The sequence below is a fragment of the Pseudomonas rhizoryzae genome, from assembly GCF_005250615.1.
Lineage (GTDB): Bacteria > Pseudomonadota > Gammaproteobacteria > Pseudomonadales > Pseudomonadaceae > Chryseomonas > Chryseomonas rhizoryzae.
The window spans coordinates 83,147-104,854 of sequence record NZ_SULM01000001.1 but is presented as its reverse complement, the minus strand read 5'-3'; the positions used below and the strand labels follow the sequence as shown (position 1 = coordinate 104,854).

General features: G+C 65.0%; 18 protein-coding genes and 1 tRNA gene. 8 read left to right on the top strand and 11 right to left on the bottom strand.

Annotated features, from left to right (window positions below; genetic code table 11):
• Nucleotides 1-3: 3 nt before the first annotated feature.
• Nucleotides 4-675 carry a heme exporter protein CcmB gene (gene ccmB / locus FAZ11_RS00510; RefSeq protein ID WP_058785282.1) on the bottom strand — a complete coding sequence of 224 codons (672 nt, stop codon included), beginning with the start codon at nucleotides 673-675 and terminating at the stop codon, nucleotides 4-6.
• Entirely contained in the window at nucleotides 672-1,277 is a 606-nt protein-coding gene (gene ccmA / locus FAZ11_RS00505; protein ID WP_058776988.1) for a cytochrome c biogenesis heme-transporting ATPase CcmA, read from the bottom strand. The genes ccmB and ccmA overlap by 4 nt, the downstream gene beginning before the upstream one ends.
• 264 nt (nucleotides 1,278-1,541) lie before the next feature.
• Between ccmA and fliK the strand changes: the two genes are divergently transcribed.
• Both fliK and FAZ11_RS00495 read left to right on the top strand, forming a co-directional pair.
• On the top strand, nucleotides 1,542-3,119 hold the full coding sequence (gene fliK, locus FAZ11_RS00500) for a flagellar hook-length control protein FliK (protein ID WP_058785281.1): 1,578 nt from the start codon (nucleotides 1,542-1,544) through the stop codon (nucleotides 3,117-3,119).
• Nucleotides 3,116-3,430 (top strand): EscU/YscU/HrcU family type III secretion system export apparatus switch protein, encoded by a 315-nt coding sequence (locus FAZ11_RS00495; RefSeq protein WP_058785280.1) that lies wholly within the window; start codon nucleotides 3,116-3,118, stop codon nucleotides 3,428-3,430. Before fliK ends, FAZ11_RS00495 begins: the two co-directional genes overlap by 4 nt.
• Before the next feature lie 114 nt (nucleotides 3,431-3,544).
• Here the strand turns inward: FAZ11_RS00495 and mazG are convergent, their stop codons facing one another.
• From mazG to FAZ11_RS00470, 5 genes are all read right to left on the bottom strand, one after another.
• Nucleotides 3,545-4,390: a nucleoside triphosphate pyrophosphohydrolase gene (mazG, locus tag FAZ11_RS00490; RefSeq protein ID WP_058785279.1), complete on the bottom strand. Its 846-nt coding sequence runs from the start codon at nucleotides 4,388-4,390 to the stop codon at nucleotides 3,545-3,547.
• 68 nt (nucleotides 4,391-4,458) lie between these two features.
• Nucleotides 4,459-6,699 carry a GTP diphosphokinase gene (gene relA / locus FAZ11_RS00485; RefSeq protein ID WP_058772672.1) on the bottom strand — a complete coding sequence of 747 codons (2,241 nt, stop codon included), beginning with the start codon at nucleotides 6,697-6,699 and terminating at the stop codon, nucleotides 4,459-4,461.
• A 62-nt stretch (nucleotides 6,700-6,761) separates the two neighbouring features.
• Complete coding sequence (gene rlmD, locus FAZ11_RS00480) at nucleotides 6,762-8,123, bottom strand: 23S rRNA (uracil(1939)-C(5))-methyltransferase RlmD (protein WP_137279322.1); 1,362 nt, start codon at nucleotides 8,121-8,123, stop codon at nucleotides 6,762-6,764.
• Nucleotides 8,110-9,009 carry a cysteine synthase CysM gene (cysM, locus tag FAZ11_RS00475; protein WP_058761122.1) on the bottom strand — a complete coding sequence of 300 codons (900 nt, stop codon included), beginning with the start codon at nucleotides 9,007-9,009 and terminating at the stop codon, nucleotides 8,110-8,112. The genes rlmD and cysM overlap by 14 nt, the downstream gene beginning before the upstream one ends.
• An 80-nt stretch (nucleotides 9,010-9,089) precedes the next feature.
• Complete coding sequence (locus tag FAZ11_RS00470; RefSeq protein WP_193557159.1) at nucleotides 9,090-9,980, bottom strand: alpha/beta hydrolase; 891 nt, start codon at nucleotides 9,978-9,980, stop codon at nucleotides 9,090-9,092.
• Between the two features lie 210 nt (nucleotides 9,981-10,190).
• Between FAZ11_RS00470 and FAZ11_RS00465 the strand changes: the two genes are divergently transcribed.
• Nucleotides 10,191-12,959, top strand: a complete 2,769-nt coding sequence (locus FAZ11_RS00465; protein WP_058761123.1) for an ATP-binding protein — start codon at nucleotides 10,191-10,193, stop codon at nucleotides 12,957-12,959.
• A 6-nt stretch (nucleotides 12,960-12,965) separates the two neighbouring features.
• On the opposite strand, the gene dinB is transcribed toward FAZ11_RS00465, so the two are convergent.
• The 3 genes from dinB to FAZ11_RS00450 all read right to left on the bottom strand — a co-directional run bounded on the left by dinB (nucleotide 12,966) and on the right by FAZ11_RS00450 (nucleotide 14,741).
• Nucleotides 12,966-14,063, bottom strand: a complete 1,098-nt coding sequence (gene dinB, locus FAZ11_RS00460; protein WP_058776993.1) for a DNA polymerase IV — start codon at nucleotides 14,061-14,063, stop codon at nucleotides 12,966-12,968.
• A 93-nt stretch (nucleotides 14,064-14,156) separates the two neighbouring features.
• A complete protein-coding gene (locus tag FAZ11_RS00455) occupies nucleotides 14,157-14,390 on the bottom strand; it encodes a hypothetical protein (protein ID WP_058761329.1) in 234 nt (77 codons plus the stop codon).
• Nucleotides 14,391-14,414: 24 nt separating this feature from the next.
• On the bottom strand, nucleotides 14,415-14,741 hold the full coding sequence (locus FAZ11_RS00450) for a hypothetical protein (RefSeq protein WP_058761330.1): 327 nt from the start codon (nucleotides 14,739-14,741) through the stop codon (nucleotides 14,415-14,417).
• Between the two features lie 170 nt (nucleotides 14,742-14,911).
• Between FAZ11_RS00450 and FAZ11_RS24735 the strand changes: the two genes are divergently transcribed.
• From FAZ11_RS24735 to FAZ11_RS00430, 5 genes are all read left to right on the top strand, one after another.
• On the top strand, nucleotides 14,912-15,058 hold the full coding sequence (locus FAZ11_RS24735) for a hypothetical protein (protein ID WP_167371442.1): 147 nt from the start codon (nucleotides 14,912-14,914) through the stop codon (nucleotides 15,056-15,058).
• A gap of 90 nt (nucleotides 15,059-15,148) precedes the next feature.
• A tRNA-Met gene (locus tag FAZ11_RS00445) sits at nucleotides 15,149-15,225 on the top strand.
• Nucleotides 15,226-15,418: 193 nt separating this feature from the next.
• Complete coding sequence (mprF, locus tag FAZ11_RS00440; RefSeq protein WP_058772668.1) at nucleotides 15,419-18,076, top strand: bifunctional lysylphosphatidylglycerol flippase/synthetase MprF; 2,658 nt, start codon at nucleotides 15,419-15,421, stop codon at nucleotides 18,074-18,076.
• Nucleotides 18,077-18,083: 7 nt separating this feature from the next.
• Entirely contained in the window at nucleotides 18,084-19,358 is a 1,275-nt protein-coding gene (locus tag FAZ11_RS00435; protein WP_058772667.1) for a virulence factor family protein, read from the top strand.
• A 96-nt stretch (nucleotides 19,359-19,454) separates the two neighbouring features.
• Nucleotides 19,455-19,760 carry a hypothetical protein gene (locus FAZ11_RS00430; RefSeq protein WP_058761127.1) on the top strand — a complete coding sequence of 102 codons (306 nt, stop codon included), beginning with the start codon at nucleotides 19,455-19,457 and terminating at the stop codon, nucleotides 19,758-19,760.
• A gap of 5 nt (nucleotides 19,761-19,765) precedes the next feature.
• Here the strand turns inward: FAZ11_RS00430 and FAZ11_RS00425 are convergent, their stop codons facing one another.
• A complete protein-coding gene (locus tag FAZ11_RS00425) occupies nucleotides 19,766-21,607 on the bottom strand; it encodes a potassium transporter Kup (protein WP_058761128.1) in 1,842 nt (613 codons plus the stop codon).
• Nucleotides 21,608-21,708: the final 101 nt, after the last annotated feature.

Here is a 21,708-nt window from a genome sequence, read left to right as displayed (position 1 = left end):
TCGTCATTGGGCGGCCCCGATGCGCAGGCCAGCGGCCACCGCCAGGGGCGCCAGGGTCAGGGCCAGCAGCGTCAGGCAGCCCAGCCAGAGCAGCAGCCCCGTCACCGGCAGGCCCAGGCGCGCCGCGTCCAGAATGCTGGTGCCGAGGATGAGGATGGGAATCTGCAAGGGCAGATTGAGCAGCGCCAGCAGCAGACCGCCACGGGCCAGGCCCAGGGTAAGGGCCGCGCCGATGGCACCGATGAGCGTCAGGGCCAGGCTGCCCAGCACCAGCGCCGCCAGGGTTGCCGGCAGGGCCGTCACCGGCAGCCCGAGCATCAGCGCCAGTAGGGGCGTCAGCGCCACCAACGCGAGGCCGGCGGAGCACCAGTGCACCAACAGCTTGAACAGCACCAGCAGCGCCAGGGGCTGGGGCGCCAGCAGCCAGTGTTCGAGGGAACCGTCCTGCCATTCGTTGCGGAACAGTGCCTCCTGGCCGAGCAACAGGGCCAGGAGCAGCGCGATCCACAAGAGGCCGGGGGCCAGCGCGGCCAATTGGCGGCTGTCCGGGCCCAGGGCCAGCGGAAATAGCGTCACCACCAAGGCGTAGAAGGTCAGCGGCGTGAGCCACTGCGCCGGTCGGCGGCAGGCCAGGCGCCACTCGCGGCGCAGGATGGCCAGGCCGGCACCGGTCACCGGCCACCGTCCAGCGCCAGACGGCGGTAACAGGCGGGTACGCTGTCCAATTCGCGGTGACTGCTCAGCACCACGGCGCCGCCGCCCAGGCAATGCGCTTGCAGTCGCTGCTCCAGACGCTGGCAGGTCGCCGCATCCAGGGCGGTGAAGGGTTCGTCCAGCAACCATAGGGCTGGCGGCTCGGGCAAATGGAGCCGCGCCAGGGCAACCCGGCGGCGCTGACCGGCCGACAACCGCGCGCAGAGTTCATCCGCCAGCTCGGCCAGGCCAACGGCCGCGAGTGCCGCCGCGCAGGCTTCGGCACTGGCGGGCCGCCACAGGCTCGCCAGGGTGTGCAGATTTTCCCGGGCGGTCAGCCCCTCGGCGATACCCGGAGCATGGCCCAGCCAGAGCAGCTCAGCCGCCGGGGGTCTGCGTACCGTACCGCTGTCGGCCGGCAACAGCCCGGCCAGGATCCGCAGCAGACTAGTCTTGCCGCTGCCGTTGACGCCATCGATCTGCCACAACTCCCCCGGACGCACGCTCAGGTCCAGGCCGTCGAACAACAGGCGATCGCCCCGTTCGCAACGGAGCGCGACGGCGTCGAGCAGGGGCGGATTCACGGCATGGGGTTCCAGGAATTAAAGTCGATCAAACAGCGGCCGTTAACCCGGCACACGCCTCAAGGTTCTGTACGAAAACGGCCTGCGCCTCGGTGATGCTTCGTTGAAAAACGCCTGGGCCGCCAGCCCGGTCAGAATGCTCATTTACCCTTCGGAAATGCGCTTCCTCAACGTTCTTCGCCTCGCCTGACCGTCGCTCGGCTGCTTTCGTACAGAATCTGAAAGCGCGTCATTATACACAGGCGACTTTTCCGGACCTGCCCGATGCCTTCCATTCCTGCGATCTCGCTCAGCCCTGGCGTCACACCCACCCTGCCCGTCCGGGCCGCGGCGGCGCAGGCCTCGGATGCCGGCGCGCAGATCCTGCAGGCACTGCAGTCCCTCGACGACCTCATTCCCGCTGGCACCACGGCCACCGCCGAGGTGCTCGCCACCCGTCCGGCCGGGCAGAATTTCCAGTTCCTGCTACAGCTCCAGCTCGCCCAGGGTGGCAGCGTGCTGCTCACCACCCAGAGCCCGACCAACAACCTGCCGGTCGGTAGCCAGTTGCTGGTGAGCACCCTGAATTCCACCCAGTTGGCCGTGCTGCTGCAGAGCCTGGACGGGGTCGAGGCACCGCCACCACCGCTGCAGCAACTGGACCTGCGCCAGTTGCCGGTGGGCACCACCCTGCAGTTGCGGGTGCTGAGCAGCCTGCTGCAACAGACCAATGGCACCCCCAGCTACGAGGTGATCGCCAAGGCGCTGACCTCCAGCCTCGAAGGCAAGCAGCTCAAGCTGGAATCACCCCGCCCGGTACCGGTAGGTAGCCTGCTGACCGTGGTGATCAAGGACAGCCAGGAAGTCACGGTGCTGCCCCTGGCGCAGCGGCTCGACCAGCTCGACATCGACCACCAGCTCCAGAGCCAGGGCCAACGCCAGCTGTCGATGAACGGCCTGCTGCAGTGGCTGCAGGACGCCCTTCCCGAGCAGGAGCTGCCGCCGTCGGTAGGCAGTGCGCTCAAAGCACTGCTGGCCAACCTGGAAGACACCGAGGCCCTCACCACGCCCCAGGGCTGGACCCGCGCCCTAGCCCGCAGCGGCCTGCAATTGGAGCAGCAGTTGCTGGACCGCAGCGGCTCCGATATTCAGGAAGACTTCAAGGCCAATCTGCTGCGCCTGGTCGACCGCCTACTGGCCAACGTGCCGGGCGATCCGCTGCGCAATCCCCAGGTGCTGGCCCAGACCGCCCAGCAGAATCTACCGGACGCCCTGCGCCGCGCCCTGGGCGGCGTCGCCAGCGCCAACCGCCAACCCACGGCCCTGGACTTTCCCCTGGGCGAACGTGACGGTCGCGGCCTCAGCACCACCAACGCCGAACTCGACGAATTGCTGCAATTGGCCACCGGCGTCATCGCGCGCTTGCAGACCCACCAGCTCGCCAGCCTGGCGCAGACCCAGGTCCTGCCGGACGGCTACTACCTGTCCACCTGGCAGACCGAAATCCCCTGGCGCGACGGCGAGCGACTCGGCGCGGTGCAGGTCCGCTTCCAGGAAGAACGCCCACCACCGGACACCCGCGGGGAAACCCGCGATAGCCTGTGGAAAGTGGAACTGGCCTTCGACCTGGCGCCACTCGGCCCCCTGCAGGTCCGCGCCCAACTCGCCAGCGGTCGGCTGTCGAGCGAATTCTGGGCGGAAAAAGGCGCCACCGCGGTGCTGATCGATACCGAATTGCCCCACCTGCGCGAGCGCCTGCTGGCGGCCGGCTTCGTGGTCGGCGATCTCAGCAGCCGCCAAGGCCGACCCGCGCGCAATCCGCGCACCTCCCTCGAACAACGCTGGATCGACGACACCGTATGAGCACGCCCGCCCCCCGCCAGGCCATCGCCCTCTCCTACGACGGCAGCAGCGCCCCGATCCTGTCCGCCAAGGGCGATGCCGAACTGGCCGAACTCATCCTGGCCACCGCCCGCGAGCACGAGGTGCCCATCTACGAGAACGCCGACCTGGTGCGCATCCTGGCCCGCCTGGAGCTGGGCTCGGAGATTCCCGAGGCGCTCTATCGCACCCTGGCCGAGATCATCGCCTTCGCCTGGCACCTCAAGGGCAAATGCCCCGCGCACCTGGCCGACCAACCGGATCATTCGCCGGGTTGGGAGCGGATGCCGTAGGTTGCGGTTGAGCGCAGCTAAGCCCAACGGACGGGCCTCGGCGGCACATCGAACACGGTCCAGACCTCGCTAACGTTGGGCTTCGCTACGCTCAGCGCCTACCTACGCCTGGGTTCAGCGACCCTGCAGCGAATGCCCAACGCTGCCCTTCTCTGCCACCTTGGCGGCATCCCACAGGGCATCCATCTCTTCCAGGCTCGCCTCCTTGGGCGTGCGCCCCTGGGCTTTCAGGGCTTCCTCGATATAGCGGAAGCGCCGCTCGAACTTGGCATTGGCCTGGCGCAGGGCGTCCTCGGCATCGACGCGCAGGTGGCGCGCCAGGTTGACCATCACGAACAGCAGGTCACCTACCTCCTCCACCACCTGTGCCGCCTGGCCGTTGGCCATGGCCTCGCGGACCTCATCCAGCTCTTCCTGGATCTTGGCCACCACCGGCGTGGCATCGGCCCAGTCGAAGCCGACATTGGCCGCGCGCTTCTGTAGCTTGGCCGCGCGACTCAGCGCCGGCAGCGCGGCCGGCACATCGTCCAACAAGGACAGCTGCTCAGGCGCCGTGGCTTTCTCCGCACGCTCCTCGGCCTTGATCTCCTCCCAGCGGCGCTTGATGGTCGCCTCGTCCAGCCGGGGCAGGTCCAGCGGCCCATGCAGGTCGCCGTCGGGGAAGACATGGGGATGGCGGCGCACCAGCTTGCGGGTGATGCCGTCCACCACCTGAGGGAAGTCGAAGTGACCGTCTTCACGACCCAATTGGCTGTAGTAGACGACCTGGAACAACAGGTCGCCCAGTTCATCGCGCACCTGGGGGAAATCGCGCTTGGCAATGGCATCGGCGACCTCGTAGGCCTCTTCGAGGGTATGGGGCACGATGCTGGCGTAGTCCTGCTGTAGATCCCAGGGGCAGCCATGCTGCGGATCGCGCAGCCGGGCCATGAGGTGCAGCAGGTCGTCGAGTTGGTACATGGTGAATCCTGTCGCCGGAAAAATAGCGAGGCGCCCAGGGCGCCTCGTGGGGGTCGCGATCACGCCGCTCAAGCGGCGCGATTACGCCGGGCTTCGATGATGTTGGGCAGCTGCGAGATACGCCCGAGCAGGCGCCCGAGGGCATCCAGACCGGGAATCTCGATGGTCAGCAGCATGTTGGCGGTGTTGTCCTCACGATTGCTGCGGGTGTTCACCGCCAGCACGTTGATCCGCTCGTTGAGCAGGATCTGCGAGACATCGCGCAACAAGCCCGAACGGTCGAAGGCCTTGATGAGGATATCGACCGGATAGGTCTGTACCGGCACCGGCCCCCAACTCACCTGGATGGTCCGCTCCGGCTCGCGACTGGCCAGCTGCAGGGCGTTGGCGCAATCCTGCCGATGGATGGTCACGCCACGCCCCAGGGTGATGTAGCCGACGATGGGGTCGCCCGGCAGTGGCTGGCAGCAGCCGGCGATCTGGGTCAGCAGATTGCCCACCCCCTGGATCTGCACATCGCCGCGTTTGCCCGGCTTGTTGGTCGGCTTGCGCGGAATGAGATCGAGGGTGTCCTGGCCCTTGTCCGGCTCCACCAGTTGCTGGGCCGCGTGCATCACGTGGGCCAGCCGCAGATCGCCAGCCCCCAGGGCCGCGAGCATGTCCTCGGAACCCTTGTAGTTGACCTTCTCGGCCAGGGTATCGAAATCCACCGGCGGCAGCGCCAGACGCGACAATTCCCGCTCGATCATGGCCTTGCCAGCGGCGACGTTCTGGTCGCGCGCCTGGAACTTGAACCAGTGGACGATCTTGGCCCGCGCCCGCGAGGTGTTCACATAACCGAGGTTGGGGTTGAGCCAGTCACGGCTGGGCGAGCCCTGCTTGCCGGTGATGATCTCCACCTGCTCGCCGGTCTGTAGTTGGTAGTTCAGCGGCACGATGCGGCCGTTGATCTTGGCCCCGCGGCAGTTGTGGCCGATCTCGGTATGCACTCGATAGGCGAAGTCCAGCGGCGTCGCCCCCTTGGGCAGGTCGATGGCGTGGCCATCGGGGGTGAAGACATAGACCCGGTCCGGCTCTATGTCGACGCGCAACTGATCGGCCAGGCCGCCGATGTCACCTAGCTCCTCGTGCCACTCGAGCACCTGGCGCAGCCAGGAAATCTTCTCTTCGTAGTGATTGGACGCCGATTTGACATCGGTGCCCTTGTAGCGCCAGTGGGCGCAGACGCCCAGCTCGGCCTCTTCATGCATGGCATGGGTGCGGATCTGCACCTCCAGCACCTTGCCTTCCGGGCCGATCACCGCCGTGTGCAGGGACCGGTAGCCGTTCTCCTTGGGATTGGCGATATAGTCGTCGAACTCGCGGGGAATGTGCCGCCACAGGGTATGCACGATGCCCAGCGCGGTGTAGCAGTCGCGCACCTCGGGCACCAGCACCCGTACGGCCCGCACGTCATAGATCTGGCTGAATTCCAGACCCTTGCGCTGCATCTTCCGCCAGATGGAATAGATGTGCTTGGCCCGGCCGCTGATGTCGGACTTGATACCGGTGGCGGTGAGCTCGTCACGCAACTGCTGCATGACGTCGGCAATGTACTGCTCGCGATCCAGCCGCCGCTCGTGGAGCAAGGTGGCGATCTGCTTGTACTGCTGGGGCTCCAGGTAGCGGAAGGACAGGTCTTCCAGCTCCCACTTGATATGGCCGATGCCCAGGCGATGAGCCAGGGGCGCATAGATGTCGGCGACCTCGCGGGCCACCCGGTTGCGACGCTCTTCGGTGGCGTTCTTCACCGCGCGGATGGCGCAGGTCCGCTCGGCCAGCTTGATCAGGGCCACGCGCACGTCATCGACCATGGCCACCAGCATCCGCCGCAGGTTGTCCACCTGGGTCTGGCTGCCCAGCACCATGGACTTGCGCGGATTGAGACTTTCGCTGATCGCCGCCATGCGCAGCACGCCTTCGATCAGCTTGGCCACCACCGGCCCGAAATGCTCGGTGGCCGATTCGAGACTGGCCTTGCCTTCACGGACCGCGCGATAGACGATGGCGGCGATCAGGCTGTCCTGGTCCAGCTTGAGGTCGGCGAGGATCTCCGCCATCTCCAGGCCAGTATGGAAACTGGAGGTCCCCTCCGCCCAGGAGTGCTCGATCTGTCCGGAATTCTCTTCCGCCGTGCGGGCGAAGCCGCAGGCGTCCAGCAAGGCCTCGCGATCGAGATTAGGATCCACGCTCTGGATGTGATCCAGCCAGGCATGGAGGTTGATGCTGCCATCGACGTTGACTGGCTGATGCGCTCTGACCTGTACCATCTACCCCTTCCTCACGGCGCAGCGTTCTCGCCGGATTGGCTCGCAGCGTTGGCGAGCCGTCGTTAGCCGGGCATCCCGCCCGCTTCGAACAACACCATGGCTTCCACATGGGCAGTCTGGGGGAACATGTCGATAATCCCCGCCCGCGTCATGCGATAGCCCTGCCGCACCAGTTCACCCGCATCCCGTGCCAGGGTGGCCGGATTGCAGGACACATAGACCAGGCGCCCCACTCCCAGTCCCTTGAGCTGCCGGACGACCTCCAGCGCACCATCGCGCGGCGGATCCAGCAAGGCCAGCGAATGGGCGCCCAACTCGGTGGGCAGCGGGTTCGACAGGTCCACCTGTAGAAAGTGCGCGTTGCCGATGCCGTTGTCACGTGCATTTTGTATTGCCCGTGATGTCATCGCCGCCACCCCTTCGATCCCGGTCACCGCAGCGGCTCGGCGCGCCAGCGGCAGGGAGAAGTTGCCCAGACCGCAGAACAGATCGAGCACCCGATCATCGGCTCCCGCCGCCAACCAGTCCAGGGCCTGGGCGACCATGGCCGCGTTGATGGGCGCATTGACCTGGACGAAATCGCCCGGCTGATAGGCGAGCGTCACCGCCCAGTCCGCCAGTTGATACCCCAGCTTGACACCCGCCTGGTCGGGCATTGGCTCGCCCTTACCTTGCCACCAAAGCTGTACCTGTCCAGCCGCGCAGAAGTCGCGCAGGCGCGCCTGATCGCCGGGCAACAAGGCCTGGGTATGACGGACCAGCAATGCGGTCGCGGTGCCCTGGAACAACTCCACATGGCCGATGGCCTGGGGGCGCTCCAGGCCAGCCAGCAGCTCCGGCAAGGCGCGCAGCAGCGGCTGCAACTCCGGGACCAGCACCAGGCAGTCGTCCGGCGTGACGATGTCCTGACTGGCCTCGGCGCGAAAGCCCACGTCCAGCCGGCCCTGGCGCTCATCCCAACGCACGGCGACCCGGGCCCGCCGGCGATAGCCGAATTCGGGACCGACCAAAGGCTCAGCCCAAGCCAGGGGCTGGGTACCGGCCAGGCGCTGGAATTGTTCCGCCAGAGCCTGCTGCTTGAGCGTCAACTGGTCGGCATGGGGCAGGTGCTGCAGCGTACAGCCGCCGCAGCGGTCAGCCACGCTGCAAGGCGGTGTGCGCCGCAACGGGCTGGCCTCCAGTACCTTGAGAGTACGGGCCTCCACCACCTGGCTGCGGGCACCGAGCACCCGCGCCTCGATCCGTTCGCCCGGCAGGGCGCCGGTGACGAACCAGGTCCGCCCGCCTTCGTGACCAATGCCACGGCCATCGTTGGACAGCCGCTCGATATTCAGCACCTGGCGCTTGCCGGTCGGTACCGCGGCCGGACGCGTGCCTCCTGCGGGCTGGAAGCGCAGGCCCCCGCCTCGCTTAGCGCGGGTCATAGACGCCAGTCGACAGATAACGATCGCCGCGGTCACAGATGATCGCCACGATCACCGCATTCTCGACTTCCCGGGCGATGCGCAGCGCACCGGCCACCGAGCCGCCGGACGATACGCCGCAGAAGATGCCCTCTTCGCGCGCCAGGCGGCGCATGGTGTCCTCGGCCTCCTGCTGGGACATGTCGATGATGCGATCCACGCGGCTGGCCTCGTAGATCTTCGGCAGATAGGCCTCGGGCCAGCGCCGGATGCCGGGAATGGCGGCGCCCTCTGCCGGCTGCAGACCAACGATCTGCACCTGGGGATTTTGCTCCTTGAGGTAGCGCGAGGTCCCCATGATGGTCCCGGTGGTCCCCATGGAGCTGACGAAATGGGTGATGCTGCCGTGGGTCTGGCGCCAGATTTCCGGGCCGGTCCCCAGGTAATGGGCGACCGGATTGTCGCCATTGCCGAACTGATCGAGCACCTTACCGCGGCCTTCGGCCTGCATGCGGGTGGCCAGGTCGCGCGCGCCTTCCATGCCCTCTTCCTTGCTGACCAGGATGAGTTCGGCGCCATAGGCGGTCATGGCCGCCTTGCGCTCGGCGCTGGAGTTGTCGGGCATGATCAGGATCATGCGATAGCCCATGATGGCGGCGGCCATGGCCAGGGCGATCCCGGTGTTGCCGGAGGTAGCCTCGATGAGGGTGTCACCGGGCTGGATGTCGCCACGGGCTTCGGCCTGGCGGATCATCGACAGCGCCGGCCGGTCCTTCACCGAACCCGCCGGATTGTTGCCTTCCAGCTTGAGCAGCACGGTACTGCCGGTGTCGCCGGCCAGGCGCTGCAGGCGCACCAGCGGCGTGTTACCGATGCAATCGGCGATGGTGGGATAGTGCAGACTCATGGATCAGCTCGTTCCGCCAGGGGTGAAAGCCTTCCATGATACCCCCAAACCCGTGCCGACCCCACCCGTCCGGCGCACCGCTACAACCGGGGCGCGGCGACCCCGTCGCTGGCCACCTCCAGCGCCACGGGCAGACTGATCGAGAGGATCGCCTCCGGGCCCAGGTTGGGCCTTACCTGGGGCGTCACCTGCAAGCCCGGCAGCCGCGCCAGGCGTTCGGCCAAGCGCCTGGGTGCATCGGGTGCGACCTTGCGCGTCAGGTCCTCGCTGCCGGAGAACAGCCAGAGCTGCACCGGCCGGGCACCACCCACCCCCTGGAATTGCTCAGCGCGCTTGAGGATATGGCCCTGCTGCCAGCCATAGGCCACGTCGCTCGCCACGTAGCGCTGGAAGGCCTGGGGTTGGCGGTAGAGGGTATCGAGCACGAACAGGCCGCCGTAGCCATGCCCCCAGAGCGTCTGGCGATTGGGGTCCACCGGCACGCTCTGGGTCAGCAATGGCTTGATACGCTGCTCGATCAGGTCGAGAAAGGCGCTGGAGCCGCCCGCCGGCCAGTCCTTGCGGACATCGTCGCGATTGCGTCCGCCACCGATCGCCGGGGTGAAGTCATAGGTGCGTTCCTGCATGGCATCGGCCGCGTCGGCGTAGCCGATCGCCACCAGCGCGGGAGGATTCTTCAGTTTATGCGGCGACAGCCAGACGTCCTGCAGTTGCGCCAGGGCAGCATCGCCATCGAGCAGGAAGAGCGCGGGATAGCCCATCATCGGCGCCGGCTGCTTGGGGATACCGATGTAGACCCGATAGCGCCGCTTGCCATCCGCTGAGCTAAGCAGATGGGTCTCGAAGCTGTAGTACATCGACCCTCGCTCCACCAGGGTGCCCTTCTTGGACTCCTGGGCCAGGGCCGGCGCCACCCAACCGGCGCCGAGCATCAGCGCACCCACCAGGACCAGACTGCAACGCTTCTTCAAAAGGCTTTCCTCGACAGACCACACCGGAGCGACCGGCAATCCCTACCAGACCGCCGTCGGGAGCGATGGTTGTACGCCCCGGAGCGGGTCCGTGGCATCGTTCGCGAATTTTCCCGGATCACCGCTCTGGGAGGTGCGACCCCTTTCGCAAAGAATCTCTTTACATTCGGCAATGGGGTTAGACTTGCCAATTTGCTCGGGAGATGAGCCGTGCTGGACGAACTCGGACTCAAGGGGCGCATTCTGCTGCTGAGTGTCCTGCCGACCTGCTGCATGGCAGCCTTGCTGGGGGTCTATTTCAGCTGGGTCCAATTGGCGGACATGCGTAGCCAGCTCATCGAGCACGGCCAACTCGTGGCCCAGCAGATGGCGCCTCTCATCGCCCCGGCCATCCGTGCCGACGATCTCGAGCAGCTCAATCGCATCGCCCAGCGCGCGCTCGACCAGGCCGATGTCCGGGCCATCAGTTTTCTCGACGCCGACGGCAACGTCCTCGCCCATGCCGGCCCCTCGATGACCATCGAACTGAGTGGCCGTGACTTCCAGACCATCAGCATGAGATCCGGGCTGGACATCACCCACTTCAACCTGCCGGTGCAGACCCATGACCTGCGCCTGACCCGCAGCGATGGCAGCGCCACCAGCCCTCAGACCCTGGGCTGGATCCAGCTCGAACTCTCCCACCACGCCACCCTGCTGCGCGGTTATCGCAACCTGGTCGCCGGGCTGCTACTGATCCTGCTGGGCCTGGCCTTCACCGCCTTCGTCGCGGTGCGCATGGGACGCCGGATCAACCGCCCGCTGCAGGTCATTGCCCAGGGCGTCGGTCAGTTGCAGGAGGGCCGCCTGGAAACGCGCCTGCCCGTGCAGCTCGGCAGCCCCGAATTCGACGAACTGGCGACCGGCATCAATCGCATGGCCGAGTCCATGGAAAACGCCCAGTTCGAGATGCAGAACAACATCGACCAGGCCACCGAAGACGTGCGCCAGAATCTGGAAACCATCGAAATCCAGAACATCGAACTGGACCTGGCGCGCAAGGCCGCCCTGGAAGCCAGCCGCATCAAATCGGAATTCCTGGCCAACATGAGCCACGAGATCCGCACCCCGCTCAACGGCATCATAGGTTTCACCAACCTGATGCAGAAGAGCGAGCTGACCCCGCGCCAGCAAGACTACCTGAGCACCATCCAGAATTCGGCGGAAAGCCTGCTGGGCATCATCAACGAGATCCTCGACTTCTCGAAGATCGAAGCCGGCAAGCTGGTGCTGGAGAATCTGCCGTTCAATCTGCGCGACATGATCCAGGACACCCTGACCATCCTGGCGCCCTCCGCCCACGAGAAGCACCTGGAACTGGTCTGCCTGGTCTATCGCGATACCCCGACCCATCTGGTCGGCGATCCCCAGCGCCTGCGCCAGGTGCTCACCAACCTGGTGAGCAACGCCATCAAGTTCACCCATTCCGGCACCATCGCCGTGCGCGCCATGGTCGAGGAAGAGACCGACGATCATGCCCAACTGCGCATCAGCGTGCAGGACACCGGCGTCGGCCTGACCGAAGAAGATCGGCAGATGCTGTTCCAAGCCTTCTCCCAGGCCGACAACTCCCTGACTCGCCAGGCGGGCGGTACCGGCCTCGGGTTGGTGATCTCCAAGCGGCTGATCGAGCAGATGGGCGGCGAGATCGGCCTGGAAAGCATTCCCGGCGAGGGCTCGGAGTTCTGGATCACCCTCAATCTGCCCAAGGCCCATGGTAGCGTCGAGAGCCACAAACGCATCGCCCTGGCTGGCCGCCGCGTCGGCTTGATGGAGCCGCACCCCCTTACCCGTCAGGCGTTGCAGCACCAGCTCGAGGAATGCGGCCTGAGCGTCGAACTGTTCGACACCCTCGAGCAACTGAGCGAGGCGGTCGCCCACCCGGCCACCGGCAAGCTGCCGATCAGCCTGGCGGTGCTTGGCGTCAATGCCCGCAGCATTCCGCCGGACCTGCTCACCGAGCGTATCTGGGAGCTGGGCCGGCAAGACTGCAACACCCTGGTCTACTGCCCGACCACCGACCAGGCGGTGTTCCACGCCTCGCTTCCCGATGTGCACTGCCAGCTGCACTCCAAGCCGGCCTGCAGCCGCAAGCTGGAGCAGGCCGTGGCGGAATTGCTCAATCAGCGTCCGCAACGCAACGAGAGTGGCGGCCTGGGCATCACCGATCGCCCGCCCCGCCTGCTCTGCGTGGACGACAATCCGGCCAACCTGCTGCTGGTGGAAACCCTGCTGACCGATCTCGGCGCCCAGGTCATGGCCGTGGAAAGCGGCTATGCCGCGGTCGAGGCCGTTCAACAGGAACGCTTCGACCTGGTGTTCATGGATGTGCAGATGCCCGGCATGGACGGTCGCCAGGCCACCGAGGCCATCCGTGACTGGGAGGCCAGCGAAGGCGGTACCCCGGTGCCCATCGTCGCCCTCACCGCCCACGCCATGGCCAATGAAAAGCGCGCCCTGCTGCAGAGCGGCATGGACGACTATCTCACCAAGCCCATCAGTGACCGGCAGTTGGCCCAGGTCATCCTCAAATGGACCGGCCTGCGTCTACTGCACAGTTCGGCGCCCGAGGTCACCAGCCTCAACAGTGGCGGTCAGGACATCTCCCTGCTGCCAGTGATGGACATGGACGAGGGGCTGCGCCTGGCGGCCAACAAGCCGGACCTGGCCAAGGATCTCCTGAGCATGCTGCTCGCCTCCCTGGCGGCGGATCGCCAGGCCATTCGCCAGGCCCGCGAGGACGGCGACCGCATCGCCCTGATCGAGCGCGTCCACCGCCTGCATGGCGCCACCCGCTATTGCGGCGTGCCGCAGTTGCGCGCGGCCTGCCAGCACAGCGAGACCCTGCTCAAACAGGGTGCCCCTACCTCCAGCCCGGCACTGGACGAACTGGATGCGGCCATCGTCAACCTCTCCTCTCAGGCGAAGAGCCCACTGTGAACGGCGTCAGTCTTCGAACAGCCTGAGCTGGAGAGCGGCCTCGCGCAGATCGATGAGCCGCACGCCCACACCGAGCAGCCGTACCGGCCGATTACCTCGACGGTACGCCTGCTCCAACAGCCGCCGATAGCTGTCGAGATCACGCCCGGCGCCCTGCTGTTCCAGGGTCGTCTGGGTGAAGTCGTGGAACTTGACCTTGATGAAAGGGCGCTCCGGACGATAACGGTCGGCCAGCCGCGTCAGCCGCTCTTCGAGCTTCGCCAATAGCTCGGGCAATTCCTGCACACAGGCCGCCGCATCGGGCAGGTCGCGGTCATAGGTGCGCTCCACGCTGGCCGACTGTCGTTGGCTATCCACCTTTACCTGGCGTTCGTCGATGCCATGCGCCAGGGACCAGAGACGCTCGCCGAAGCTGCCGAATTCGCGCAGCAGGTCGAAGCGCGACCAGCTCTGCAGATCGCTGCACAGAACGATCCCGCGGCGCTTGAGCTTATCCGCCGTGACCTTGCCCACTCCGTGCAGCTTGGCCACCGGCAGCACCGCGACGAAGTCGGCCACTTCCTGGGGCGCGATGACGAACAGCCCATTGGGCTTTTTCCAGTCGCTGGCGATCTTGGCGAGAAACTTGTTGGGCGCCACCCCGGCGGACACCGTGATGTTCAGCTCTTCCCAGACCCGCCGCCGGATGTCGCGGGCGATGAGGGTGGCGCTGCCGTTGAACAGGTCGCAATTGGTGACATCCAGGTAGGCCTCGTCCAGCGACAGCGGCTCGATCAGGTCGGTGTAGTCCTGGAAGATCCCATGGATCTGCCGCGAGACCTCCTTGTAGACGTCGAAGCGTGGCTTGACGAACACCAGGTCCGGACAGAGCTTCTGCGCCTGGTGGGACGACATCGCCGAGCGCACGCCAAAGGCGCGGGCCTCGTAATTACAGGTCGCCACCACGCCGCGCCGATCGGGCGTACCGCCTACGGCCAGCGGTTTGCCGCCCAGGCGCGGATCGTCGCGCATCTCGATGGACGCATAGAAACAGTCGCAATCGACATGGATGATCTTGCGCTGGCGCTTGGGAGAAACAGACTCGAGAGAATCGTCCGGGGCCATGGGAAAGGATGCCGAGCCGGGCACTGCAGCTGAATATCCGTACAGTAAGCCAAGACACGAGGACTTTGTCCATGATGGACGACGAACTGGCGATCAGCCGATGTCCTGTAGCTGGCGCTGCCGGTGGACGACTTCTTCGCGTAACTCATCCACCAAGGCCTTGAGGTCATGGGCATGGTGCAACTGATCGTAATAGAGGTCACGTTCGGCGATGACGCCATCCGGAGTCGTGACCATCAGACGCGCGAAATGCTCACTGCGCTCGAAGAATTCGATACGGCCGAGACTGCGCAGATGATCGAGTAAGGTTTCCAGCAAGAGATTCATGGTGGCCACTCCGGACTTTCCTGGTCAAACGGCTCGGTCACGCTGCCCGTCGTCGAACGGTACCTCTTCGTCATTGACCGCGACGATCCGCTCTTCGAAATGGCCGGGGCGGACATGGCGGGACGGGGCGTCCAGCAGCTCCTGTGCACAGGCACGGAGCGTTTGCATGTCATCGACCAGTCTTTCGACTTTCTCTACGACCTGAAGTGCCATTTCGCCAGCGCCAGTGGCGCTGCTGCCGGCCAGTGCCAATGACAGGTTGCACAGCTGCACGACGAGTGCAGGTACGTCCTGCTCCATTACGCGCATGATGCGCTGATCCAGACAGTTCGGGTCCTGGGAAGGGTTCATGGTGTCCTCCATAACAGGCGCCGAGGATAGCATATGGCCATTACCCTCCCCACTGACCTCGTGGCGTTTTGCAATCACGTTCTCATTGCATTTGCCGGGCACTCATCGAATTTCCGGACTCTTTCCAGGACAGGCAGGTCGACTGAGGACGTACAACTGGGAGACCTCTCATGAAACGCCCTCTACTCCTTTCCTGTGCCCTGCTCGCCACCCTGGCCCTCGGCGGCTGCTTCGATCGTGATCAGTCGGATCAGCAGAACCGTTCCAGTGGTGAAAAAGCCTCGGTCCAGATGCAAAAAAGCGATGCCGACAAGTGACACCTACCCGGCGCGTCCAAATAACTCATTGATGAATATTAAATTTTTCTTGACGAATTTTTTCTTGGCCCTATACTGAGCCCCATCGGACGCGGGATGGAGCAGTCTGGTAGCTCGTCGGGCTCATAACCCGAAGGTCGTTGGTTCAAATCCAGCTCCCGCAACCAAATTCGAAAAAACCACTCTCTTGAGTGGTTTTTTTTTGCTCGAAATTTGGCCTGATGGCGAGCTTCGAGCGGTGCGAACTCTGTAGCGCGAACTGCTACAAAGATTGGTATAGAGCTTTTTTATCTGTACAAGGCTTGGCAAACCGCGCGCGACCAGTAATCTGACGCGCGTTTCCTGTTAAGAGGAGTTTGCATGACTGCACCTGATCCAGCCGAAGAGGTCTCCTCGAAGCCGGTAGCCCATTCCGAGCACCACGTTTCGCCGCCTCCCGCGCTGCCCTGGCGTCTTCTGGAAAAGCTGACGGCCTACCGGCAGCCCATCGAACTGGGCGTTACGCTGGTGCTGTTCGCAGCCGCCCTGCTGGTATGCTGGCATTTGCTGAGCAGCATCGACGGCGAGGCCCTGCATGATGCCCTGCGCGACATCCCGCACTCCTCCCTGCTCGGCGCCCTGCTAGCGGCGGCAGCCGGCTTTACCATCCTGCTGGGCTACGAGTGGTCGGCGATGCGCTTCGCCGATATCAAACTCCCGGCCAAGACCTGGACCTTTGGTGGTTTCACCGCCTTCGCCATCGGCAATGCGGTCGGCCTATCGATGCTCTCCGGCGGGTCGGTGCGTTATCGCCTCTATGCCCGGCAGGGTCTCAGCGCGCTGGAAGTGGCGCAGATGACGGTCTTTTCCAGCCTGGCGCTGGGAACCGCGCTGCCCCCCCTGGCGGCCATCGCAGCCCTGACCAACCTGGAAGCCGCGACCCAGGCGTTGCGCGTCCCGGAAAGTGTGATCGTCACCGTGGCCGGCTTGATCCTGGTCGGCTACGCCATCGGCATCCTGGCGCTACGCCGCTGGCGGGTGGCCGAACAACCCTGTGCCCATGCCCTGCACTTCCGCATCGGCAAGCGGGTCCTGCGGCTACCGACGCTACGCCTGTCCGCCCTGCAGCTGGTGATTACCATCCTCGACGTCATCGCGGCCTCGATGGTGCTCTATCTGCTGCTGCCCACGGCCCCACCCTTCGGCGCCTTCCTGCTGGTTTACCTGCTGGCCCTGGCCGCCGGTGTGCTCAGCCATGTTCCAGGTGGCGTGGGCGTCTTCGAGGCGGTCTTGCTGGCGGCCTTCGCCAACGAACTGGGCGCTGCCCAGCTCGCCGCGGCGCTGGTGGTCTATCGGCTGTTCTATGTGCTGCTGCCCTTCGTGCTCGCCTGTCTGGTACTGCTGTTCAGCGAAGGCCGCCGCCTGCTGTCGAACAGCCCGGCCGTGCGCGTGGCTTCGGGTCTGGCGGCGCCCATCCTGGCCATCCTGGTTTTTTTTTCTGGGGTGGTTTTGCTTTTTTCTGGGGTCACTCCTGAAATAGACACCCGCCTGGAGGGCATGGACTTCCTGCTTCCCCAGCGCTTGATCGACGCCTCCCACCTGGGCGCGAGCCTGATCGGCGTCGTCTGTCTATTGCTGGCGCAAGGACTGCGTCGGCGCCTGTCCGCGGCTTGGGCGGTGACCTTGGTCTTGCTGCTGCTGGGCTGCCTGCTTTCCCTGTTGAAAGGTTTCGACTGGGAGGAAGCCTCCATCCTGGCACTGACGGCCGCGCTGCTTGCCATCTTCCGCAAGTCCTTCTATCGCCGCAGCCGGCTGATGGAGCAGCCATTCTCGCCGCTGTACGTGACCGCCAGCATCTGCGTGGTCGCCGCCTCGGTCTGGTTGCTGCTGTTCGCCTACCAGGACGTTCCCTACGAGACCCGCCTCTGGTGGCAATTCGCACTCGACGCCGATGCCCCGCGCGGTCTGCGCGCGGCCCTGGGCAGTTCGGTACTGCTCTTGATCATCGCCCTGGGTTGGCTGCTGCGCGCTGCGCCGCCCGCCATCGAGGCACCGAATAGCGAAGATCTGGAGCGTGCCTTCAGCATCGTGCGCAAATCCAGTCAGCCGGATGGCGGCCTGGTCATGACCGGTGACAAGGCCCTGCTCTTCCATGACACCGATGCCGCCTTCCTGATGTATGGACGCCGGGGACGCAGCCTGATCGCCCTGTTCGATCCCATCGGCCGCTCGCAGCCACGCGCCGAGCTCATCTGGAAGTTTCGCGACCTCTGCGATCTGCACCACGCTCGCCCGGTGTTCTATCAGGTACGCGCCGAAAACCTGCCGTTCTACATGGACATCGGTCTCACGGCGCTCAAGCTCGGTGAAGAGGCGCGGGTCGACCTCCACACCTTCGATCTCGACAGCAAAGGCAAGAAGGATCTGCGCTACACCTGGAACCGCGGTCAGCGTGATGGCCTCGCCATCGAGTTCCATGCGCCCGGCGAGGCGCCGCTGGACGAACTCAAGGCCATCTCCGACGTCTGGCTGGAAAGCAAGCAGGTACGCGAGAAGGGCTTTTCCCTGGGCCGCTTCGATCGGGCCTATCTCAGTCACTTCCGGATCGCCGTGGTCCGCTTCCAGGGCAAGGCAGTAGCCTTCGCCAATCTGCTGGAAACCGAGCGCACCGATCTGGCCAGCATCGATTTGATGCGGGTTACCGCCGATGCGCCCAAGCAGACCATGGAATTCCTCATGCTTGGCCTGATCCTGCACTTCAAGGCGGCCGGCTTCGCGCGTTTCTCCCTGGGCATGGTGCCGCTGGCGGGATTGCATCCCCGTCGGGGCGCGCCCATCACCCAGCGCCTGGGCGCCATGGTGTTCCGCCGCGGCGAACAGTTCTATAACTTCCAGGGCCTGCGCCGCTTCAAGGACAAGTTCGATCCCGAGTGGGAGCCGCGCTACATGGCGGTTCCCGCGGGGCTAGACCCTCTCGTCGCTTTCGCTGACACTGCTGCCCTCATCGCCGGTGGCTATACCGGCCTGGTCAAACGTTGAGATCCTTATGCTGAAACGCGTACTCGCGGTACTGCTCCTCATCATCCTGATCGCCGGTGGTGCTACCTGGTGGTGGTTTCACCGCTGGCCCTCGGCACCGGTGATCAAGGTCATCAGCCAGGCCGATGGCCGCCTGCTGACCATGGCGGCACCCAAGGGTGAACCCCACGCTCGAGTGCTGTTGGCCACCCCGCCCGACCTGCAGCTGTCGGATGCCGATCTGCTGAATTTGGCAACCAATACCGGTGCCGAGGTGGTCCAGTACGAAATCGTCCCGCAGCATGACTGCAAGACCCAGACTGCCGATTTCGACGACGCCGCCAAGCACCTCAGCGCGCCGCCCACCTTCGTCGGCGGTATCGGCGCGGGTGCCGTGCGCGCCTGGCGCTGGCTGGCCAGCCAGGATAACGACAAGGCCGCAGCCCTCAGCGTCGGCCTCGATATCGCCAACCTCGACTGCCCCGATCCGCTGCCCGAGAAGGCCGAGCACGGCAAGTGGCACATCGCCTGGAACGATCATCCCACCGATGACTCGGCGATCTTCGTGCGCAAGCAGCCCAACGCCGACCTGACCATCGCCGATTATGGCACCGCCTTGCCGGTGGTCCTGCGCGACCAGCTCAAGACGCGCCTGCTGGGCGAGCACAATGACGTACCGGTGATCGAGATGCCGGCCGATCCAGACGTCAAGCCCGGCCATCCGGACACCGTGACCATCTTCTACTCCGGCGACGGCGGCTGGCGCGACATCGACCGCCTCTCGGCGCAGTCGATGAACGAAGACGGCTATCCGGTGGTGGGCGTCGACTCGCTGCGCTACTTCTGGCAGCACAAGAGCCCCGAACAGGTAGCGGCTGACCTGGCCAACCTGATGCAGGAGTATCGTGAGAAGTGGCACGCCAAGCACTTCGTGCTGGCCGGCTACTCCTTCGGCGCCGACATCCTGCCGGCGGTCTACAACCGCCTGCCCAAGGCCGATCAGGACCAGATCACCACCCTGCTGCTACTGGCCTACAGTCGCAAGAGCAACTTCGAGATCGCCGTAGAAGGCTGGTTGGGCAAGCCCGGCGACGAGGCCGACACCCTGCCCGAAGCCAAGCTCATTCCCGCCGCGAAGCTATTCTGCGTCTATGGCGCCGAAGAGAAAGACGACAGCGGCTGCACCGAGCCCGGCATGTCGGGTGAGAAGCTGGAGCGTCCGGGTGGCCACCACTTCGACGAGAACTACGACAAGCTGGCCGACTTCATGGTCAAGGCCATCCAGGACCGCACGCCGCAATAGCGTCCACCGTCCGGGCCTACGGGCCCGGACGGACGGGCGGAACAACGTAGCGGTGCCTGGCGGTCTATGGCTGCATCAGCCTCGGAGACTTTCGCCATGAGTACACCGCTTTCCGCCGACGCCGCCAGCAAGATCCTGGTGGATGCCTTTCAACCCCTTGGCTGCGTGGTGTCATCCGGTGCCGATGGCCACGACCTGGCCCTGGGCATCGCCGATGCGCAAGGCAAGACCCTCTATACCGAGGAACAACTGAGCGAAGCGGACTACGGTGACCCGCTCCGACTGGCGGGGTACATCGGCACGGTTCGTGCCGAGCTGGAGGGTCGCGGTCTGCGCCTGGACGGCTGGCAGATGCCCTTCATCACCGATCCCGACGCCCTCCCCCCACCCGCAGTGAACTAGCCAAATCAGATCTCGACCTGGGTACCCAGCTCGATCACTCGGTTCACCGGCAGCTTGAAGAATCTCAGGTTGCCGTTGGCGTTCTTCATCAGGAACACGAAGAGATTTTCCCGCCAAGGCGCCATGCCCAGCCGCTTGGAGGCGATCACCGTTTCCCGGCTGAGGAAATAGGTGGTGCGCATCGGGGTGAAATCCAGGCCGGGATAGGGGCAATGGCTGAGCGCCAGGGGAATGTCCGGCTCATCCATGAAGCCATAGTGCAGCACCACCCGGAAGAAGCCGTCGCCGAAGTCCTCGACCTCCATGCGCTCCCCCCGCGATACCCGCGGCCGATCCTCGTAGCGCACCGTCAACAGCACCACCTGCTCATGCAGCACCTGGTTGTGCAGCAGGTTATGCAGCATGGCGTGGGGTACCACGTCGGTCCGGGCGGTGAGGAATACCGCGGTGCCCTTGGCCCGGAACGGCGGCTGAGCGCGGATGCTGCTGATGAAGATGGGCAGCGGCAGCGCGCCGTCGTCCAGGCGGTCGACCACCAGTTGGCGACCGCGCTTCCAGGTGGTCAGCAGGATGAAGATGATGATACCGGCGATCACCGGGAAGGAGCCGCCGGAGAAGATCTTGGGTGCGTTGGCGGAAAAATACAGGATGTCCACCAGCAGGAAGCCGATCAGCAGCGGGACCATGGCCCAACGCGGCCACTTCCACAGCAGCAGGATCACCGCCGACACCAGGCAACTGGTGATCAACATGGTACCGGTCACGGCGACGCCGTAGGCTTCGGCCAGGTTGGCGGAGGATTGGAAGGTGAGGATCAGGAAGATCACGCCCAGCATCAGCGTCCAGTTCATCAGCGGAATATAGATCTGCCCCTGCTCCTGGCTGGAGGTGTGCTGGATCTGCATGCGCGGGATATAGCCCAGCTGGATGGCCTGGCGAGTCATGGAGAAGGCGCCGGTGATCACCGCCTGGGAGGCGATGACGGTCGCCAGGGTCGCCAGACCGATCATCGGCAGCAGCAACCATTCCGGCGCCAGCAGGTAGAAGGGATTGCGCACCGCGGCGGGATCGGCGAGCAGCAGCGCGCCCTGACCGTAGTAGTTGAGTACCAGCCCCGGCAGCACCAGCAGCAACCAGGCGCGGGCGATGGGCTTGCGCCCGAAGTGACCCATGTCGGCATAGAGCGCTTCGGCACCGGTCAGCGCCAGCACGGCCGCGCCCAGGACGATGAAGCCCTTCACCGGATTGGCGACAAAGAACTCTACCGCCCAGTAGGGATTGAAGGCCTTCAACACTTCGGGCTGCTGGACGATGCCATAGACGCCTAGGGCACCGAGCGAGGTGAACCAGAGCACCATCACCGGGCCGAAGAACTTACCGATGGTCGCGGTACCGCGCTTCTGGATGGCGAAGATGCCGACCAGGATGATCAGGGCGATGGGCACGACCCAGGCGTCCAGGCCATCGAATGCCAGTTCGAGGCCTTCCACCGCCGAGAGCACCGACACCGCCGGGGTGATCATGCTGTCGCCATAGAAGAGTGCGGCGCCGAACAGGCCGAGCAGCACCAGGGTGGTGGCCAAGCGCGGCGAGCCTTGAGCCGCGCGGCGGGCCAAGGCGGTGAGGGCCATGATCCCGCCCTCACCCTGGTTGTCGGCGCGCATGACGAAGGTGATGTACTTGAGGGTCACCACCCAGATCAGCGACCAGAAGATCAGCGAAAGAATGCCTAGCACGCTGTCGTGGTTCAGCGGCAGACCATAGTGCGGTGAAAAGACCTCCTTGAGCGTATAGAGAGGACTGGTTCCGATATCGCCATACACCACACCGGTGGCGAGAACGATCATCCCCAGTGCCGACGGGGCTTTACCCCCCTGCTCCCTATCGTGTTCCGGACGGCTCATGCAACGCTCCTAGAGTCGAAAAATCGGCGCATCCTGCGCCGAAG

Coding starts and splice junctions, on each gene's coding strand:
- fliK (WP_058785281.1), top strand. CDS start 1,542: ATGCCTTCCATTCCTGCGATCTCGCTCAGCCCTGGCGTCACACCCACC.
- FAZ11_RS00495 (WP_058785280.1), top strand. CDS start 3,116: ATGAGCACGCCCGCCCCCCGCCAGGCCATCGCCCTCTCCTACGACGGC.
- mazG (WP_058785279.1), bottom strand. CDS start 4,390: ATGTACCAACTCGACGACCTGCTGCACCTCATGGCCCGGCTGCGCGAT.
- relA (WP_058772672.1), bottom strand. CDS start 6,699: ATGGTACAGGTCAGAGCGCATCAGCCAGTCAACGTCGATGGCAGCATC.
- rlmD (WP_137279322.1), bottom strand. CDS start 8,123: ATGACCCGCGCTAAGCGAGGCGGGGGCCTGCGCTTCCAGCCCGCAGGA.
- cysM (WP_058761122.1), bottom strand. CDS start 9,009: ATGAGTCTGCACTATCCCACCATCGCCGATTGCATCGGTAACACGCCG.
- dinB (WP_058776993.1), bottom strand. CDS start 14,063: ATGGCCCCGGACGATTCTCTCGAGTCTGTTTCTCCCAAGCGCCAGCGC.
- FAZ11_RS00455 (WP_058761329.1), bottom strand. CDS start 14,390: ATGAATCTCTTGCTGGAAACCTTACTCGATCATCTGCGCAGTCTCGGC.
- FAZ11_RS00450 (WP_058761330.1), bottom strand. CDS start 14,741: ATGAACCCTTCCCAGGACCCGAACTGTCTGGATCAGCGCATCATGCGC.
- FAZ11_RS24735 (WP_167371442.1), top strand. CDS start 14,912: ATGAAACGCCCTCTACTCCTTTCCTGTGCCCTGCTCGCCACCCTGGCC.
- mprF (WP_058772668.1), top strand. CDS start 15,419: ATGACTGCACCTGATCCAGCCGAAGAGGTCTCCTCGAAGCCGGTAGCC.
- FAZ11_RS00435 (WP_058772667.1), top strand. CDS start 18,084: ATGCTGAAACGCGTACTCGCGGTACTGCTCCTCATCATCCTGATCGCC.
- FAZ11_RS00430 (WP_058761127.1), top strand. CDS start 19,455: ATGAGTACACCGCTTTCCGCCGACGCCGCCAGCAAGATCCTGGTGGAT.
- FAZ11_RS00425 (WP_058761128.1), bottom strand. CDS start 21,607: ATGATCGTTCTCGCCACCGGTGTGGTGTATGGCGATATCGGAACCAGT.